Origin of the sequence: Gordonia sp. NPDC003585 (assembly GCF_040610755.1) — a bacterium.
GTDB lineage: Bacteria > Actinomycetota > Actinomycetes > Mycobacteriales > Mycobacteriaceae > Gordonia.
Window position 1 is genome coordinate 26,322 of record NZ_JBEXMX010000037.1, and the last position, 15,127, is coordinate 41,448.

General features: G+C 66.0%; 12 protein-coding genes and 1 pseudogene. 7 read left to right on the forward strand and 6 right to left on the reverse strand.

Features of this window, described 5'->3' with window-relative positions; all coding sequences use genetic code 11:
* Positions 1-6 precede the first annotated feature (6 nt).
* A complete protein-coding gene (locus tag ABZW74_RS12270) occupies positions 7-1,095 on the reverse strand; it encodes an S-(hydroxymethyl)mycothiol dehydrogenase (protein ID WP_355276483.1) in 1,089 nt (362 codons plus the stop codon).
* A gap of 147 nt (positions 1,096-1,242) precedes the next feature.
* On the opposite strand from ABZW74_RS12270, the gene ABZW74_RS12275 reads away from it, so the two are divergent.
* Together ABZW74_RS12275 and ABZW74_RS12280 are read left to right on the forward strand one after the other, a co-directional pair.
* Positions 1,243-2,508, forward strand: coding sequence for a LuxR C-terminal-related transcriptional regulator (locus tag ABZW74_RS12275; RefSeq protein WP_355276485.1), 1,266 nt, complete (start codon positions 1,243-1,245; stop codon positions 2,506-2,508).
* Between the two features lie 599 nt (positions 2,509-3,107).
* Positions 3,108-3,644 (forward strand): LppP/LprE family lipoprotein, encoded by a 537-nt coding sequence (locus ABZW74_RS12280; RefSeq protein ID WP_355276487.1) that lies wholly within the window; start codon positions 3,108-3,110, stop codon positions 3,642-3,644.
* A gap of 1 nt (position 3,645) precedes the next feature.
* Here the strand turns inward: ABZW74_RS12280 and ABZW74_RS12285 are convergent, their stop codons facing one another.
* Entirely contained in the window at positions 3,646-4,155 is a 510-nt protein-coding gene (locus tag ABZW74_RS12285) for a Rho termination factor N-terminal domain-containing protein (protein WP_355276489.1), read from the reverse strand.
* Positions 4,156-4,260: 105 nt separating this feature from the next.
* Between ABZW74_RS12285 and ABZW74_RS12290 the strand changes: the two genes are divergently transcribed.
* Positions 4,261-4,530 (forward strand): Rho termination factor N-terminal domain-containing protein, encoded by a 270-nt coding sequence (locus tag ABZW74_RS12290; RefSeq protein ID WP_240857447.1) that lies wholly within the window; start codon positions 4,261-4,263, stop codon positions 4,528-4,530.
* Positions 4,531-4,536: 6 nt separating this feature from the next.
* Here the strand turns inward: ABZW74_RS12290 and ABZW74_RS12295 are convergent, their stop codons facing one another.
* Positions 4,537-5,340, reverse strand: a complete 804-nt coding sequence (locus ABZW74_RS12295; RefSeq protein ID WP_355276491.1) for a LuxR C-terminal-related transcriptional regulator — start codon at positions 5,338-5,340, stop codon at positions 4,537-4,539.
* Positions 5,341-5,440: 100 nt separating this feature from the next.
* Here ABZW74_RS12295 and ABZW74_RS12300 point away from each other — a divergent pair, with 100 nt between their 5' ends.
* Complete coding sequence (locus ABZW74_RS12300; RefSeq protein WP_355276493.1) at positions 5,441-6,997, forward strand: AMP-binding protein; 1,557 nt, start codon at positions 5,441-5,443, stop codon at positions 6,995-6,997.
* A gap of 151 nt (positions 6,998-7,148) precedes the next feature.
* Here the strand turns inward: ABZW74_RS12300 and ABZW74_RS12305 are convergent, their stop codons facing one another.
* A complete protein-coding gene (locus ABZW74_RS12305; RefSeq protein WP_240857450.1) occupies positions 7,149-7,760 on the reverse strand; it encodes a pyridoxamine 5'-phosphate oxidase family protein in 612 nt (203 codons plus the stop codon).
* Positions 7,761-7,888: 128 nt separating this feature from the next.
* On the opposite strand from ABZW74_RS12305, the gene ABZW74_RS12310 reads away from it, so the two are divergent.
* Complete coding sequence (locus ABZW74_RS12310; RefSeq protein WP_355276496.1) at positions 7,889-8,458, forward strand: DUF664 domain-containing protein; 570 nt, start codon at positions 7,889-7,891, stop codon at positions 8,456-8,458.
* Positions 8,459-8,905: 447 nt separating this feature from the next.
* Here the strand turns inward: ABZW74_RS12310 and ABZW74_RS12315 are convergent, their stop codons facing one another.
* A complete protein-coding gene (locus ABZW74_RS12315; RefSeq protein WP_355276498.1) occupies positions 8,906-10,438 on the reverse strand; it encodes a molybdopterin-dependent oxidoreductase in 1,533 nt (510 codons plus the stop codon).
* Between the two features lie 175 nt (positions 10,439-10,613).
* On the opposite strand from ABZW74_RS12315, the gene ABZW74_RS12320 reads away from it, so the two are divergent.
* A complete protein-coding gene (locus ABZW74_RS12320; protein ID WP_355276500.1) occupies positions 10,614-11,273 on the forward strand; it encodes a fasciclin domain-containing protein in 660 nt (219 codons plus the stop codon).
* On the opposite strand, the pseudogene ABZW74_RS12325 reads toward ABZW74_RS12320, so the two are convergent.
* Positions 11,234-13,486: pseudogene (locus tag ABZW74_RS12325) on the reverse strand (molybdopterin-dependent oxidoreductase). The gene ABZW74_RS12320 and the pseudogene ABZW74_RS12325 sit on opposite strands and share 40 nt — an antisense overlap.
* Before the next feature lie 135 nt (positions 13,487-13,621).
* On the opposite strand from ABZW74_RS12325, the gene ABZW74_RS12330 reads away from it, so the two are divergent.
* Complete coding sequence (locus ABZW74_RS12330) at positions 13,622-15,109, forward strand: NAD(P)/FAD-dependent oxidoreductase (protein WP_355276502.1); 1,488 nt, start codon at positions 13,622-13,624, stop codon at positions 15,107-15,109.
* Positions 15,110-15,127 lie beyond the last annotated feature (18 nt).

The window sequence follows — 15,127 nt, forward strand, 5'->3', positions numbered from 1 at the left end:
GTCAGATCAGATCTCCACCACGGAGCGCAGCACCTTGCCCGCGTGCATCGCCTCGAAGGCGGCCTCGATGTCGTTCAACCCGATGCGCTCGGTGACGAACTTCTCCAGCGGCAGACGGCCCTGTTCGTAGAGGTCGACGAGCATCGGGAAGTCGCGTTCGGGCAGGCAGTCGCCGTACCACGAGGACTTGAGTGCACCACCGCGAGAGAAGAAGTCGACCAGCGGCATCTCCAACGTCATCTCCGGTGTCGGCACCCCGACCAGAACCACGACGCCGGCGAGATCTCGCGCGTAGAAGGCCTGCTTGTAGGTTTCCGGCCGACCCACCGCGTCCACCACCACGTCGACGCCGAATCCGTCGGTGAGATCCTGCACGGCGGTGACGACGTCGTCGACCTCGCTCCCGTTGATGGTGTGCGTGGCACCAAGATCCTTCGCCCACTCGAGTTTGGCGTCGTCGCGGTCGATCGCGATGATCTTGGTCGCGCCCGCCAGCCGGGCACCGGCGATGGCCGCGTCACCCACACCGCCGCAACCGATTACGGCGACCGAGTCACCGCGTCCGACGTTACCGGTGTTCATGGCGGCACCGAGTCCGGCCATCACGCCGCAGCCCAGCAGGCCGGCCACGGCCGGGTCGGTCTCGGGATTGACCTTGGTGCACTGCAATTCGTGAATGAGGGTCTTCTCCGCGAACGCTCCGATACCCAGCGCCGGGGTGAGCTCGGTGCCGTCGGTCAGCGTCATCGGGACACTGGCGTTGAAAGTGTCGAAGCAGTACCACGGACGGCCGCGCTTACACGCCCGACACTGTCCGCAGACCGCACGCCAGTTGAGGACCACGAAGTCGCCGACCTCGACGTGTGTCACGTCCGAGCCCACCGACTCGACCACGCCGGCGGCCTCATGGCCGAGGAGGAACGGGTACTCGTCATTGATACCGCCCTCGCGGTAGGCGAGGTCGGTGTGGCAGACGCCGCACGCCTTGATCGCGACCACCACGTCGCGAGCGCCGGGATCGGGGATCACCACGTCGACGACCTCGGTCGGCGCCTTCTTGCTGCGTGAGATGACGCCCTTGACTGTCTGCGACATGTGCTGGAACTCCTGTGCGATCGGTCCATCAGTTCTCTTCACGCCGGGCACAACCCTGGCGTGGCCACCCATAAGAATGGTGCCATCTGACCACCCCGTCACCTAGACGATTGGCGGGGAAAACCTGGCCGTTGGTACGGTCGATGGGTGACCACAAGCTCCAAGCAGCCCGACGATTGGGCGCTGTTGCTGTCGGTCATCGACGGACCCCTGCCGGAGATCGCCAAGCGCTTCTCGCAGTTCCTCGCACCCCGGATCGCCCACGACGCCCTGGTGATCTTCACTCGCGAATGCACCGGACGACCACGCAAGGTCGCCGGTCGTACCAACATCGTGGAGCGGGTGACAGTCGACGAACTTGAGGTCGTGAAGAACGCCGTCGACGTCGGCGGTCCGATCACCATGACCGCGCGCGTCGCCGGCGAGCAGCGGCGCCTGCGCGTGGTACGCGACGCGACCGACACCTTGCTCGTTCTGATCCCGCGTCAGGAGACCGCGCGTCTGCCTGACCTGATCGACTCCTGGTTTGCCCTGGTGGCCATGTCGATTCGACATCGCGTCGCGCAGGCCAGCCCCGACTACCTGGCCGAATCGCGAGCCGCGTCGTCGGAGCGCGCCCGCACCATCACGCAGCTGACCGAGATGCACGAGTCAACCCTGACCTCGATTCTCGGCACCCTGCGCTCCCCCGACCTCGACGATCGCACCGCCCGCGTCATCGCGAGTGGGTCGGCGTCGGACGCGTTGATCGCCCTGCGTAGCGTCGGCGATGCCGATCGCGAACTGTCGGAGGAATCCCTCGATGCGACGATCGATCGGATCCAGACCGAGCTGATGCCACTGGTGCGGCATGCCGGGGTCGACGTCGAGCACGCCCGACCACCAGCGGCCGGGCAGTCCCTGCCGGGTGAAACCGCGCACGCCGTGCGCGCCATCGTTCGTGCGGTGACCGCGGCGTTCCTCGCGCAACCCACGCCAGCGCGCATGCGGATCGGATGGTCGGCCGACGGCGAGAGCCTGCTGGTGGAGATACGCGATCACGGCAGCGGCAAGGTGGATGGCAACGCTCTCCGACGGCAACTGGGCGGTCGGCTCCAGGCGCTCGACGGACACCTCGATGTCGAGGTGATCGACGACTGGGGCAGCCGCGTCACGGTGCGACTCCCGCTCGATTCACCGACGAGGAGTCCCGACGAACCGCTAGTCTCGACCCTCAACCCGCGTGAGCTCGAAGTGCTCGGCCATCTGGGAATGGGTAAGCGTAACAAGGCAATTGCCGCCGAACTGGGCGTCAGCGAATCGACGATCAAGTTCCACGTGACCGGCGTCCTGCAGAAGCTGCAGGTGTCCTCGCGCAGCGAGGCCGGACTGATCGCGGTGCGGGCGGGCATCGCTCCGCCACCCGCTCGATGACCCACCCCTGAGCTGAGGTGCCCGGCTCCGCCGGCTGATCCGAAGAGTTGGTGACCGACGCTCTGACCTGGGCAAACGCCGCAGTGCTCTGTCCCTGAAAATAGGGGAAGAACTTCTTCCCCGGGGTTCACAGTCGTCCCCTAGAAATTCCTAGGGGAGGACTCCAAGAGTAGGGGACGAGTTTTCTTCCCCTAGTTTCTTGGCGGCAAAGAGCGCTTTCTGTGCTCGACGACGATGTTCGGAGTCCGAGGTCTGCGCTCGAGGTGGACCTCGGTGAGGGTTGACCGCGACGGCGGCTTCGCCGACCTCCGAGGCGCGTCGTCGGCGTGTCGTGGTTTGAGAAACCGCGTGTCTGTTCAGAAACCCGTGGCGCACCAGCGGTTTCTGGCCACATCAGCGGTTTCTGGCGACCAATGCGGTTTCTGCGATGAGGCCGCACTCTTCCCGCCTTCACGATCGTCGGCAACGCCGACGGAGGGACGCTGACTCGACGAGCCTGATGTAAGGCATCGAAGGAGTTCGCAACGCTAACGAACAAGTCTCCACCGTCGATATCACCCCTGTACCGATTGGTCGGGCCACAACCCGAGGAGATCCGCATGGCTCACCCCGCTGTTCGCCGCTTGTCCGTCGCCGCCGCTACATCGGTCGCTGCGCTCACCGCCGTCATCCCGGCCACCGCCTTGGCTGCGCCCCACCCAACACCTGCCGGAACCTCCGGCGGCGGCGCGTGTCTGTCGGTCTCGTCGTCGGAGGTGCAGCGCGCCCTCCGGGTGATCGGTCCGCCGCTGGGCCGGCGCGATCTGCACTGGATTCTGCGATCCAAGTCGACCGCGCGGACGCCGAATTGCCCGCCGGTGATGTGGGCGGCCTTCGACACCTCGCGCGGCACCGTGTCGTCGCCGACGGCGGTGTTGCTGTTCCGCCCGGGGAAGTTCCTCGGCCCGACGACCCGAAAGACCGCGGGCTACGTGCAGGTCACCGGGTCGACACCGTTCAGCGTCACCGTCACCTACCGATGGCCCAAGCCGCAGGACGCCAATGCGAACCCGACAGGTGGGCCGGTATCGTCGACCTTTGTCGCACTGGGCGACTCGGTCTTCCGCTTCGGCGAGCTGCCGCCCGGGATCTACTGAGTCAGCCCAGCGCGTCGAGCAACTGCGCCTTGGTCATCGTCGAATAGCCCTTGAGGCCCTTCTCCTTTGCCTGTGCGCGTAGTTCGACGACGGTCGGACCCTTCGGCGCCGCAACCTTCTTGGCGGCGGGCTTGGTTGCGGGAGCCGCCTTCTTTGCTGTGGCCCTGCTCGCGGGAACTGCCGGGGCAGCGGGTTTTGTGGTTGCGGGTTTGGTGGTCGCGGGCTTCTGTGCGGGCGCCTTCGACTCTGCTGTCACCGTCTCTGCCACAACCTGTTTCGGGGCCAATTCCTCGAGGGCCTCGGTCTCGATCTCGTCCTCGGACGCCGTGGGCTTCTTGGCCTTGTTGGTTGCCTTGCTCACGAGCTTGAGCACCTCTTTGCGGAGAGCGGCAGCGTCCTTCTCTGCCTTCTTCACGCGCTTCTTGGCCTCTTTGTCGAGGCGCGCCAGCTCCTCGGAAAGGCGACCGACTTCGGCTTCCAGCCGCTCGACCAGTTCCTTCTTCTTGCCCATGAAAACCACCCGTCCTCGTCGTCAGACCGATAGTCACCCTACCCGGTAGGGTCGAACCTGAGGCTGAAGTCAGCGGCCGATCCGACGTCACGTCAGGAGGCTGACATGCCACAACGCGAACCCGGACCATCGGTCAAGGACGACGAGCTTTACGAAAAGCTGCGCGACGAAGGCAACTCCAAGGAGAAGTCCGCGCGCATAGCCAATGCCGCCGCCAACACCTCCCGATCGAAGGTCGGCAAGAAGGGCGGACGCTCCGCGTCGTACGAAGACTGGACCGTCACCGAACTACGTTCGCGTGCAAAGGAGCTCGGGCTCAGCGGTTACTCCTCGTTACGCAAGGGTGAACTCATCGACAAGTTGCGAGAACACTGAGACGCCCTAGGGCAACAGCCCGGCACGACGCGCCGTCACGACCGCCTCGAACCGCGTCGCGGCGTCGAGTTTGCGCATCGCCGCCTTGACGTAGCCCTTCGTCGTCTCCACGGTGATGCCCAACTCGGCGGCGATGCGCGCGTTGGGATATCCGAGCGCGGCAAGCGACAACACATCCTGCTCCCGCGAAGTCAGGCTCGGAAAAACCTGTGCGGAAACCGGATTCGAGGCCAAGTCGTCGGTGATGCGGTCCAGCTCCTCGGCAAGACGACGGTCACCGCTCGTCGCCGCGAGGACACGGAGGCGCGCGTATGCGGCTGCGACGCTGTCTCCGGCCGCGTCGGCACGATCCGCCGCAGCTTCCATTCGAATGCGCGCGGCGACGATCTCCTGCTCCACGGCCCGCGCCTCCATGGCCAGGACATCGAGGGTTCGACCGCCGATCGGGTCGGCCGCGCGCAAGGCGCCGTAGAGCACGGCGACCGGCTTGCGGTCGACGATCACCGGTGCCGCGGCCATCGCCCGGAGCCCTTCCCGCGCGATGATCGTGTTGTAGCGGTGGGTGATGCGAGGCGTCTTGAGATAGTCGTCGACCACCATCGGCCGGTTGACCGCGACGACCTTGCCGCCGAGTCCGTGACCGATGTCGACGGATACGCCATTCAGTGCTCCGACGGTGTCACCGGCGAAGTGGTCGAGTCGCAGGGCGCGTGGCCCGAGGACCACTCCACCGAAGGCCAGCGGCACACCGCTGTCGCGCTTGATCCGGCGCAGCGCGGCGACGACCGAGCCCGACAACGCGTCGCCCACTCGATCACCTCCGGTCCGACCCCTCTTCGGGGGGTGGTCAGCGGATGCCGACCGGTTCACACTGTGACCCAGCTTACTGCCCTGAATCTGGAGGTCGACGATGACACAAACCGCCACCACTCCCCTGGAGACGGTGACCCAATGGTTGGAGATGTACGGCGCCGGCGACGCCAACGCGGCGCACCTCCTCGTCGACCGCCACGATCCGACGGCCGTCGCGTTCACCACCATCGACGTCGACGACGCCGGCAACCCTCTGACCAGCGATATCACCTATGGCGAGCTTGCCGATCAGTCGAAGCGCTTCGCGTCGGCTCTGGCCCAGATGGGCGTCGGACGAGGCGACACGGTCGGCGTTCTCATGGGCAAGCGGACCGAACTCGTCGTCGCGCTTCTGGCCATCGCGCGCCTCGGCGCGGTCTACATCCCGCTGTTCACCGCGTTCGCGACCCCGGCCATCGAGATGCGGTTGCGTGCGGGCAACGCGTCGGTCGTCGTCACCGAACCGAGCCAGGCGAGCAAGCTCGACGGTCTCGACGGGATCACGACCGTGGTCGCAGGCGAGCAGTTCGACGGGCTCGTCACCGACAGCGCCCCCATCGAGGAGTCGGTCGCGGTCGGCGGCGACGGCGCGCTGATCCTGCTCTTCACCAGCGGTACGACGGGCGCACCCAAGGGCGTTCCGGTGCCGGTCAAGGCGCTGGCGTCGTTCGTCACCTACATGCACTACGGCCTCGACGTGTCGGCCGACGACGTGTTCTGGAATGCCGCCGACCCGGGCTGGGCGTACGGCCTGTACTACGGGGTGCTCGGTCCGCTCGCGATCGGCCGACCCAACCTGCTGCTGCACGCCGGCTTCTCCGCCGACCTCACCGCCCGCATCCTCACCGACCTCGAGGTCACCAACTTCGCCGCCGCCCCGACCGTCTATCGGACGCTCAGCAAGGACCCGAAGATCGACGGTTTCGCGCTGCGCCGGGCGTCGTCGGCCGGTGAGCCGTTGACGCCCGACGTGATCGAGTGGGCGAAGACGGCGCTCGGCACCGAGGTGCGCGACCACTACGGACAGACCGAGCACGGCATGTTCATCAACAATCACTGGCACGACGACGTCCGCGAGCCGCTCATCCCGGGCTCGATGGGTAAACCGATGCCGGGCTTCGCCGCGGGGATCGTCGAGGGCCAGATCGCGATCGACGTCCCGGCCAGCCCGCTGATGTGGTTCACCGGTTACCTCGACGCCCCGGAGAAGACCGCCGCCCGATTCACCGAGGACAAGCGGTGGTACCTGACCGGCGACACCGGCCGAGTTGACGACGAGGGTCGCTACTTTTTCACCGCCCGCGACGACGACGTGATCATCATGGCCGGCTACCGCATCGGACCGTTCGACGTCGAGAGCGTCCTCATCACCCACCCGTCGGTGATCGACGTCGCGGTGGTCGGACGCCCGGATCAGTTGCGCGGCGAGGTTCTCGAGGCGTTCGTCGTGCTCGCCGACGGTATGGCCGGCACCGACGAGCTGGAAACCGAACTGCAGCAACTGGTCAAAACCGAGTTCGCCGCACACGCCTACCCGCGGACGGTCCACTTCGTCGATTCACTGCCCAAGACCCCGAGCGGCAAGATTCAGCGGTTCATTCTACGTAAGAAGTGAAGTCTCGCTGATCGAGCCGACACCGAGCCCCCTGGGGCGAGGCGTCGTGTCGAGATCCGCCGGATCGAGCCGACACCGAGCGCAGCGAGGCGTCGTGTCGAGATCCGCCGGATCGAGCCGACACCGAGCGCAGCGAGGCGTCGTGTCGAGATCACACCAACCGCCGCACCGACTCCGGCACTTCGCCATCCGAGTAGCCGATCGGTTCGTCGAACACGGTTCGGACCGGTACGACGCCGGTCCATCCGTCGACGTCGACCCCGGGTCCGCCGGTGCGCGCCTTGGCCAGCCACTGACCGTCGACGATGGGCAGTCGCAGGGTGATGGTTGCGGCGATCTCCTTGGCCGTGGCGGCGGGGACTTCGGCAACGCGGCCGGGAATCATCTTGTCGGACATCATCTCCAGGACGTGGCGCGAGTCGTCGACCTTTACGCAGGTGCCTCGCACCACCGCCGACCGGTAGTTCGCGGAGTGGTTGAACAGCGTGTCGGCGATGACGATCCCGTCGAGTACGAACACCGTGAACGCGACGGGCGCACCAGCGGCGATGTGTCGGAGCAGTCCGGCTCCGGATGAGCCGTGCAGGAGGATGTCGTCGCCGTCGCGGGCGAACAGCATCGGCACCGACCAGGGCAGACGGTCGACGACGGTGGACAGGGTGCCGACCCGTGCCTCGTCGAGCACGCTGTCGAGGACTTCGCGGTCACCCGCACGGTCGGGTTTGCGTGTGAGGGCGACCAGCGGATCCGGGTGTGAGGGCATGCGGCAATGGTGGGCGCTGCGGGGTTCTCGCTCAAGGCATTTTCACGCGCTCGAGAATTGCGGACTGAAGCTGTCCGCAAAACGCCATAGCGTCGTTCTCAATCACCCCCACCACGAAAGAGGACATCATGGCCGGCACGTACACACCCGTTGAGTTGACCGTCACCGTGGACGGCGAGCGCGAGGACATCCTGACTCTCCTCGCAGATCAGCGCGCACTCTTCCGCGTCACACTCCGTGGACTCACCGACGATCAGGCCCGCACGAAGAGCACCGTCAGCGCGCTGACCCTCGGCGGACTCCTCAAGCACCTCGCGATGGGTGAGCGGGCGGCGGTCGGCGTGATCACCGAGCGCGACGAGAACGCCGAGTTCGACATGGAGGCAGCAGCTTTCGCCTATGAGCTGCTGCCGGACGAGACCGTGGAGTACTGGCTCGCCGAATACGAAGCTGCCGCCGAAGCATACGACCGTCTCGTCGCGGAAGCCGACAGCCTTGACGAGCTGATCCCGCAGCCGACCGCGCCGTGGCAGCCGGAGCGCGAGTGGTGGTCGATCCGCCGGATGGTGCTGCACAACCTGCGCGAGACCGCCCACCACAGCGGTCATGCCGACATCATCCGCGAGGCCCTCGACGGGCAGAGCACGATGGCCGCCATCTCCGAGGGCGCGGACTGGGCGGAGGGCTGGGCCGAGTAGCCCTCCCACAGACGAGGGTGCCCCACCACCCTCCCGCTGCGTGATCCGAAGAGTTCGGTGACCACCGCGCTGACCTGGGGAGATGCAGTCTGCCGCAGAGTCGCTCCGGACACTCTGTGTCCTGTTGGAGAATCTGTGTGCTGCAGCACACAGGTAAGCCGATTCGGCACAGGGTGTGGTCTGAGGGCACCCCAGGGCACATCACCGACCAGGTCGGGCGCGGACTGGGCTTGTGCCTGGTCACCTCATGCGTCGAACTGCGAGAACTCGAGTTGAGTTGGAGAATGCGAGTGCTGCAGCACTCGCATTCTCCAATTCGGCACTGGTTGTCGCGGTGCCGACCGCGCGGAAGCTCCCTGGCCGCTTGGTGGGCACGTTCTTCCCGCCTCCACGATCGCCGACGACGTCGTCGGGGTGGGTCGCTGATCCGCAAATGGGTCGGCTGAACTACTCGACGCGCAGCACCCGACTGTGCCAGCCGGTGGCGCCGTCGGGGATCGGTGCGACGCGCCGCTCGGGCTGCACGGCACCGGTCGCATCGGTGGCCCGACAGTAGAGCGTGTGCTGCCCCGGGGTGGCGTCCCACGTCCAATGCCATTGCCGCCACGTATCTGTCGAGTACTGGGTAGCCAGCGTCGCCTTCTGCCAGGGACCTTCGTCGACGCGGACCTCGACGGCCCGGATTCCGCGGTGCTGTGCCCAGGCCGTACCAGCCACCACCACCGGACCGGGCGGTGAGGTCGACAACGGAGCCGGCCGGTCGATGCGGGAGGCGGTCTTGATCGGCGCCTGCTCACCCCACCCTCGTTTCGTCCAGTACGCCGACGCCCTGTCGAATCGGGTTATCTCCCAGTCGATCACCCATTTGCACGCGGAGACGAAGCCATACAATCCGGGAACCACCTGTCGTACCGGGTAGCCGTGTTCCAGCGGAAGCGGCTCCCCGTTCATGCCGACGACGAGCAACGCATCACGACCATCGGTGACCGCCGACAAGGGAGTCCCCGACGTCCAGCCATCGACGCTGGTCGACAGCAGCATGTCGGCATCGGGCCGAATTCCAGCTCGCGACAAGATGTCCCGCATCGGATAGCCCAGCCAGCGCGCATTTCCGGCCAAGTCGCCGCCGACCTCGTTGGAGACACACGTCAGCGTGATGATGCGTTCCACCGCCGGGATGTCCATGAGGTCGTCCCACGTGAGCGTGAACTCCTCGTCGACCATCCCGTGGACATGCAGCTGCCAGTCGTCGGTGCTGAGCTGTGGCACCTGCAGTGCGGTGTCGATGCGGTAAAAGGCCGCGTTGGTTGTCTGAAAGGGCGTGACCCCGGGAACGGCCAAATCGGTGCCGTCGGGGATCGCCGGACTCGGCGATGCGGCCGTCGGGAGCCGCAGCTTCGCCCGCTCACGCAACACGCCGCCGGCCTCGGCAATCTGACGGGCCACCACAGCGGCCGTTCCGGCCGCGACCACCAGCAGGCCCACGACGCCGACGAACTTGCGGCGCGACCACTCCGGCGTCCCGGTCTCGTCGCCTTCTGTTGTCGCTCTTCGGCCGCCCCGGCACAGCACGACGAGGACGATCACCGCGACGACACCCGCCACCACGGACGGGATCGCGTACGCCAGGTCGGCGGTCGGCCGTGTCATGGCCGCGACGACGCCCACCGCGCCAAAACACGCGACCACCAGCGCACCGAGTGGCGGCCGACGTGCTTGCAACACCCCGGCCACGACCGTGATGAGCAGGATTCCGATCGCCATACCCACCAGTAGTGCGGTCTTGTCGGCGGTGCCGAAGCGTTCGATCGCGAACTCCCGCGCCCAGGCCGGTGAGTGGTCGACGAGAAACGCGCCCACCGCCCGATAGGGTGAGGCGAACGGCGATATCGCGGCGGCAACCAACTCGCCGACGGCCAGCCCCACCCCGACGGCGGCCACCCCGGAAATCGCTGCTCTGACATACTTTTCGCGATCCATCGGAACTGCTGCCTCTCATCAAAGACCATGCTCGCGGAAGGCGAGCGCTCAGAAGGGCATTCGCGCCACGGCGTCTATCGGATTGCCTCCGCACCCATCCGGTACCGGCCCCGCCGCGAATGACCTATGAGGACGGCCACTCGGCCGGCTCTATTGCCTACAGATTGGACCGATCATGGCCACCACAAGAGTTCCCCGGATCGCCGTTGCCCTGACGGGTCTCGCGCTGGCTGCCGGGGTTGTCGCCGGCTGTTCCAGCGACTCCGATTCCAGCAGTTCGAGTATGACGTCGGGCATGAGCTCGATGCCCGGAATGAGCAGTGGGACAATGGCTCCGGCTGCCGGTCCGGTAGGACCCGGCTGCGCTGCCTACGCGTCGGCCAACCCGAGCGGCCCCGGTTCCGTCGACGGTATGGCGACCGCACCCGTAGCGACCGCCGCAGCCGCCAATCCTGAACTGAGCACGCTCACCCAGGCGCTCTCAGGACAGCTGAATCCGCAGGTGAACCTGGTGGATACGCTCAACAACGGTCAGTACACCGTGTTCGCGCCGACCAACGCTGCGTTCGCAGCGCTACCTCCGGCGACTCTCGAGCAACTCAAGACCGACTCGGCGATGCTGACCAAAATCCTGACCTACCACGTGGTTTCGGGTCAGGCAGCACCCGACGCGGTGGTCGGCACACACAAGACGCTCGAAGGTCAGGACGTGACCGTCTCCGGCACGCCTGAGGCCCTCAAGGTCAACACTGCCAGCGTGGTCTGCGGCGGCGTGAAGACCGCGAACGCGCAGGTCTACATGATCGACGCAGTACTGACACCGCCGGCTTCCTGATCGGCAGCGCTGCGCTCCTGCGCAATCCCCGTCACCTCGATCGGCACACCGGTCATGTTCGCCATGCCCGCGAGCCGTTCGAGGTCGGCGGGGTCGGAGGAGATGAGTGCGTTGACGTTGGCGCCACCGGATCCGAGGTCGTTGCCTGCCGCGGCGTTGGCCTGGGTCCAACCGCCGGAACCGTTGTGTCCCCAGCCATGTGGGATCGCGGCCACGCCCGGTTTGATGTCGTCGATCAGCATGACCGGCAGCGAGATACGACCGTGACGTGAAGCGACGGTGACGAGTTCACCCTCGGCGATCCCGCGTTCGGCGGCATCGCGTGGGTGCATGCGAGCCGCGTGAACACGACCACCCCGCAACAGTAACGGCGCGTTGTGCTGCCAACTGTTCTCCGACCGGATCTCGCGCATCCCGATGAGCCGCAACGGGAAGTCCGGTAGCACCGCCGGTTGGATGCGATCGAGCTCGGCCAGCAATTCGGGTGCGTCGAGCCGGATCTTGCGGTCGCGGAAGGTGATGATCTTCGACAGCTGCCCGGGCGCGAGGTTGTCGGCGACCACCACACCGTGCGGGTGGTCCTCAACCAGCCGCCGATACGTGAGACCACCGCGTCGCAGTCCAAAGCGATTGCCACCCATTCCGATCCGCACCACAAGATCGGATACTCGACGCGGGGTGGCCGGGACACCCAAACGCTGTGACATCAGGTTACCGACGTGCATCAACCCGACCAGCGGATTGCGGCGTGCCAGCACGGCGATCAGCTCGTTGATCACCGTCCATTCCTCGCGGGCCTCGCCCTGCGCCGGGATCACCGCCTCGGTGGCCTGCTTGAACGGCGTGGTGAACAGCATCTGGAACGGAAGGAGAAAGTCGGACCGTTCGTACATCGTGGTCGCGGGCAGGATGTAGTCCGCGTGCGCGTTGGTCTCGTTGCGGTAGATGTCCAGCGACACCATCAGGTCGAGTTCGTCGAGGGCCGAACGTAATTCGTCGCCGTTGGGCACCGAGAGCACTGGGTTGCCCGCGCTGACGAACAACGCGCGGAGCTGTCCGTCGCCACGGGTGGTGATCTTCTTGGCCATCACCGACGCCGGGGACGTTCCGAGCACCTGGGGCAGGTCACCCACCCGGCTGCGTCGGCCGGCGTAGGCGAAGCTCGAGACACGCTGCAGCGCAGCCACACCCAATCGCTGACCAGGAATCCCGAGGTCACCGAACATCGACCCACCGACGACGTCGAGATTCCCGGCCACCAGATTCACCATGTCCAGCAGCGCGGTGGTGAGGGTTCCGGTGCGTCCGAGTGACGTCCCGATCCGGCCGTAGACAGCGGCCCGTTCGGTGGTCGCGAGCGCACGAGCAATCTCTCGCACACGGTCGGCGGGGATGTCGGTGTGGGGTGCGGTCTCCTCTGGCGAATACTCCGCGACGATCGTCTTCCAGCGGTCGAGACCCCTGGTGCGCTTGCGCAGATATGTCTCGTCGGCGAGACCCTCGTCGAACATGACGTGCAGCAGTGACAGCAGGAAGAGCGCATCGGTGTCGGGGGTGATGGGCAGCCAGTCGAATTCGCGTGCCGTCTCGGTGTGTCGGGGGTCGACCACGGTGACCGCGCCGCCGCGCTTGGTGATCGCCCGCAAGCCGTCACGGATCCGCGGTGAACTCATCACACTGCCGTGCGACACAATGGGATTCGCACCGATCACCAACAGATACTCGACGCGGTTGATGTCCGGGATGGGCGCCGCCACCGGGTTGCCGTAGAGGAAGTGGCTGGCGACGAACCGGTTGTTCACGTCCTGGGAGCCGGCCGAGTACACGTGCTGCGTGCCGAGCAGCGACATGAATACACCCGTCCACAGGGTGTGACCGGTGGAGAAGGTCGCCGGGTTGCCGAATTACCAGCCGATGGACTTGCTGCCGTGCCGTCGCTGGACATCGACCAACCGCTCACCGATCTCGCCGAGCGCGGTCTCCCACGAGATCTGGTCGAACCCGCCGTCGGACCGTCGTCGCAGCGGGTGCAGCACCCGGTCGGGGTCGTTGACGATCTCGGTGAACGCGATGCCCTTGGGGCAGGCGAATCCCTTGGAGAGTGGATGCTCCTTGTCGGGTCGCAGCGCGATCAGCTTGTCGTCCTCGACCGTCGCGATCATCCCGCACAGCGGCTCGCAGATCCGGCAGTAGGTGGGCTTGTCCTCCCGCATGGGCACTCCCTGGTCGGCGTTGGAGTTGTCGGCGATGGATCTCCAGCCGGGCTGCGGCTGTGATTCCGTTCACATCTGAGCACAAGTGTTGCATGATGACAGGGCCTGATGCGAACGCTGCCAAGGAGGTCTCGCGTGACCGAAACCAACCCCGACGTCACTGCCGTCTCTGACGTCACAGCGGACACCGACGTCATCATCATCGGCGCCGGGTTGTCGGGTATCGATTGCGCCTACCGGTTGCGCGAGGAGAACCCGGACGTCGAGTACACGATCCTGGAACGACGCAGCGGGATGGGTGGCACGTGGGATTTGTTTCGCTACCCCGGCGTCCGGTCAGACAGCGACATCTACACCCTGAGCTATCCGTTCGAGCCGTGGCGCAAACCCAATGCCCTGGCCGACGGTGAGGACATCCGGCACTACATCGAGCACACCGCCCGTAAGTTCGGCATCGACCGCCACATCCGGTTCGACCGGCACGTGGTGTCCGCGGACTGGGATTCGACCGTCGACAAGTGGACCCTGGCGGTCAAGAACGGCGACGGGTCGTCGGAGACCTATCGCTGCCGGTTCGTCATCTTCGCGACCGGCTACTACAACTACGACGACCCGTACACACCGGTGTTCGCCGGCTCCGACGAGTTCACCGGGCAGATCGTGCATCCCCAGCATTGGCCCGAAGATCTCGACTACGCGGGCAAGAAGGTGGTGGTCATCGGAAGCGGTGCGACCGCCGTCAGCCTCGTCCCACCGTTGGCCCGCGACGCGGAACACGTGGTGATGCTGCAGCGCTCGCCCAGCTACATCTTCTCGTCCAAGCAGAAGCAGTACTTCGCACCCGCCGTGCGAAAGGTGTTGCCGGCCAAGGCCGCACATCAGGTCGTGCGGGCGCGGTACGCCGCGCAGACGGCGGCGATCGTGCATCTGACGCATCGGTTCCCGAAGCTGGGACGCAAGATGATCCGCTCCAACGTCGCGAAGAACCTGCCCGAGGATTACCCGATCGACGTGCACTTCAACCCGCGCTACAACCCGTGGGATCAGCGGATGTGCATGGTGCCCGACGCGGATCTGTTCGAGGACATCAAGAGCGGTGCAGCCGAGATGGTCACCGACCACATCGATCGTTTCGACGCCACCGGCATCACGCTGACGTCGGGCCGCCACCTCGACGCCGACATCATCGTCACCGCCACTGGCCTGCAACTGCAGGGCTTTGGCGGCACCACGATTCGCGTCGACGGTGCTGAGATCAAGCCGCACGATCGCTTCGTCTTCAAGAGCCACCTGCTCGAGGACGTCCCCAATCTGGCCTGGTCGGTGGGCTACACCAACGCGTCGTGGACACTGCGCGCCGACATGACCGCGCGATCGGTGGCCGATTTGATCAAGTACATGCGCGATCACGGCTACACAAACGCTCATCCGCATCTCGGCGACGAATCGATGCCGTCGAAGCCACTCTGGGATCTGACGGCGGGCTATGTCCAGCGTTCACCCGAGGCGCTGCCCAAGTCGGGAACACACGGGCACTGGCAGGTGCGTCACAACTACTACCGCGACGCCATCGACCATCGGCTCGACAAGGTCGAGGAAGGCATGGTGTTCGGCCGAGTCTGAACGCTATTAGGGTTGAGG

What these genes read in the sequence shown, in the direction of transcription:
- ABZW74_RS12285 (WP_355276489.1), bottom strand. Translation starts at nt 4,155, where the DNA reads ATGGGCAAGAAGAAGGAACTGGTCGAGCGGCTGGAAGCCGAAGTCGGT.
- ABZW74_RS12310 (WP_355276496.1), top strand. Translation starts at nt 7,889, where the DNA reads ATGGCCGGCACGTACACACCCGTTGAGTTGACCGTCACCGTGGACGGC.
- ABZW74_RS12320 (WP_355276500.1), top strand. Translation starts at nt 10,614, where the DNA reads ATGGCCACCACAAGAGTTCCCCGGATCGCCGTTGCCCTGACGGGTCTC.
- ABZW74_RS12280 (WP_355276487.1), top strand. Translation starts at nt 3,108, where the DNA reads ATGGCTCACCCCGCTGTTCGCCGCTTGTCCGTCGCCGCCGCTACATCG.
- ABZW74_RS12290 (WP_240857447.1), top strand. Translation starts at nt 4,261, where the DNA reads ATGCCACAACGCGAACCCGGACCATCGGTCAAGGACGACGAGCTTTAC.
- ABZW74_RS12300 (WP_355276493.1), top strand. Translation starts at nt 5,441, where the DNA reads ATGACACAAACCGCCACCACTCCCCTGGAGACGGTGACCCAATGGTTG.
- ABZW74_RS12305 (WP_240857450.1), bottom strand. Translation starts at nt 7,760, where the DNA reads ATGCCCTCACACCCGGATCCGCTGGTCGCCCTCACACGCAAACCCGAC.
- ABZW74_RS12315 (WP_355276498.1), bottom strand. Translation starts at nt 10,438, where the DNA reads ATGGATCGCGAAAAGTATGTCAGAGCAGCGATTTCCGGGGTGGCCGCC.
- ABZW74_RS12270 (WP_355276483.1), bottom strand. Translation starts at nt 1,095, where the DNA reads ATGTCGCAGACAGTCAAGGGCGTCATCTCACGCAGCAAGAAGGCGCCG.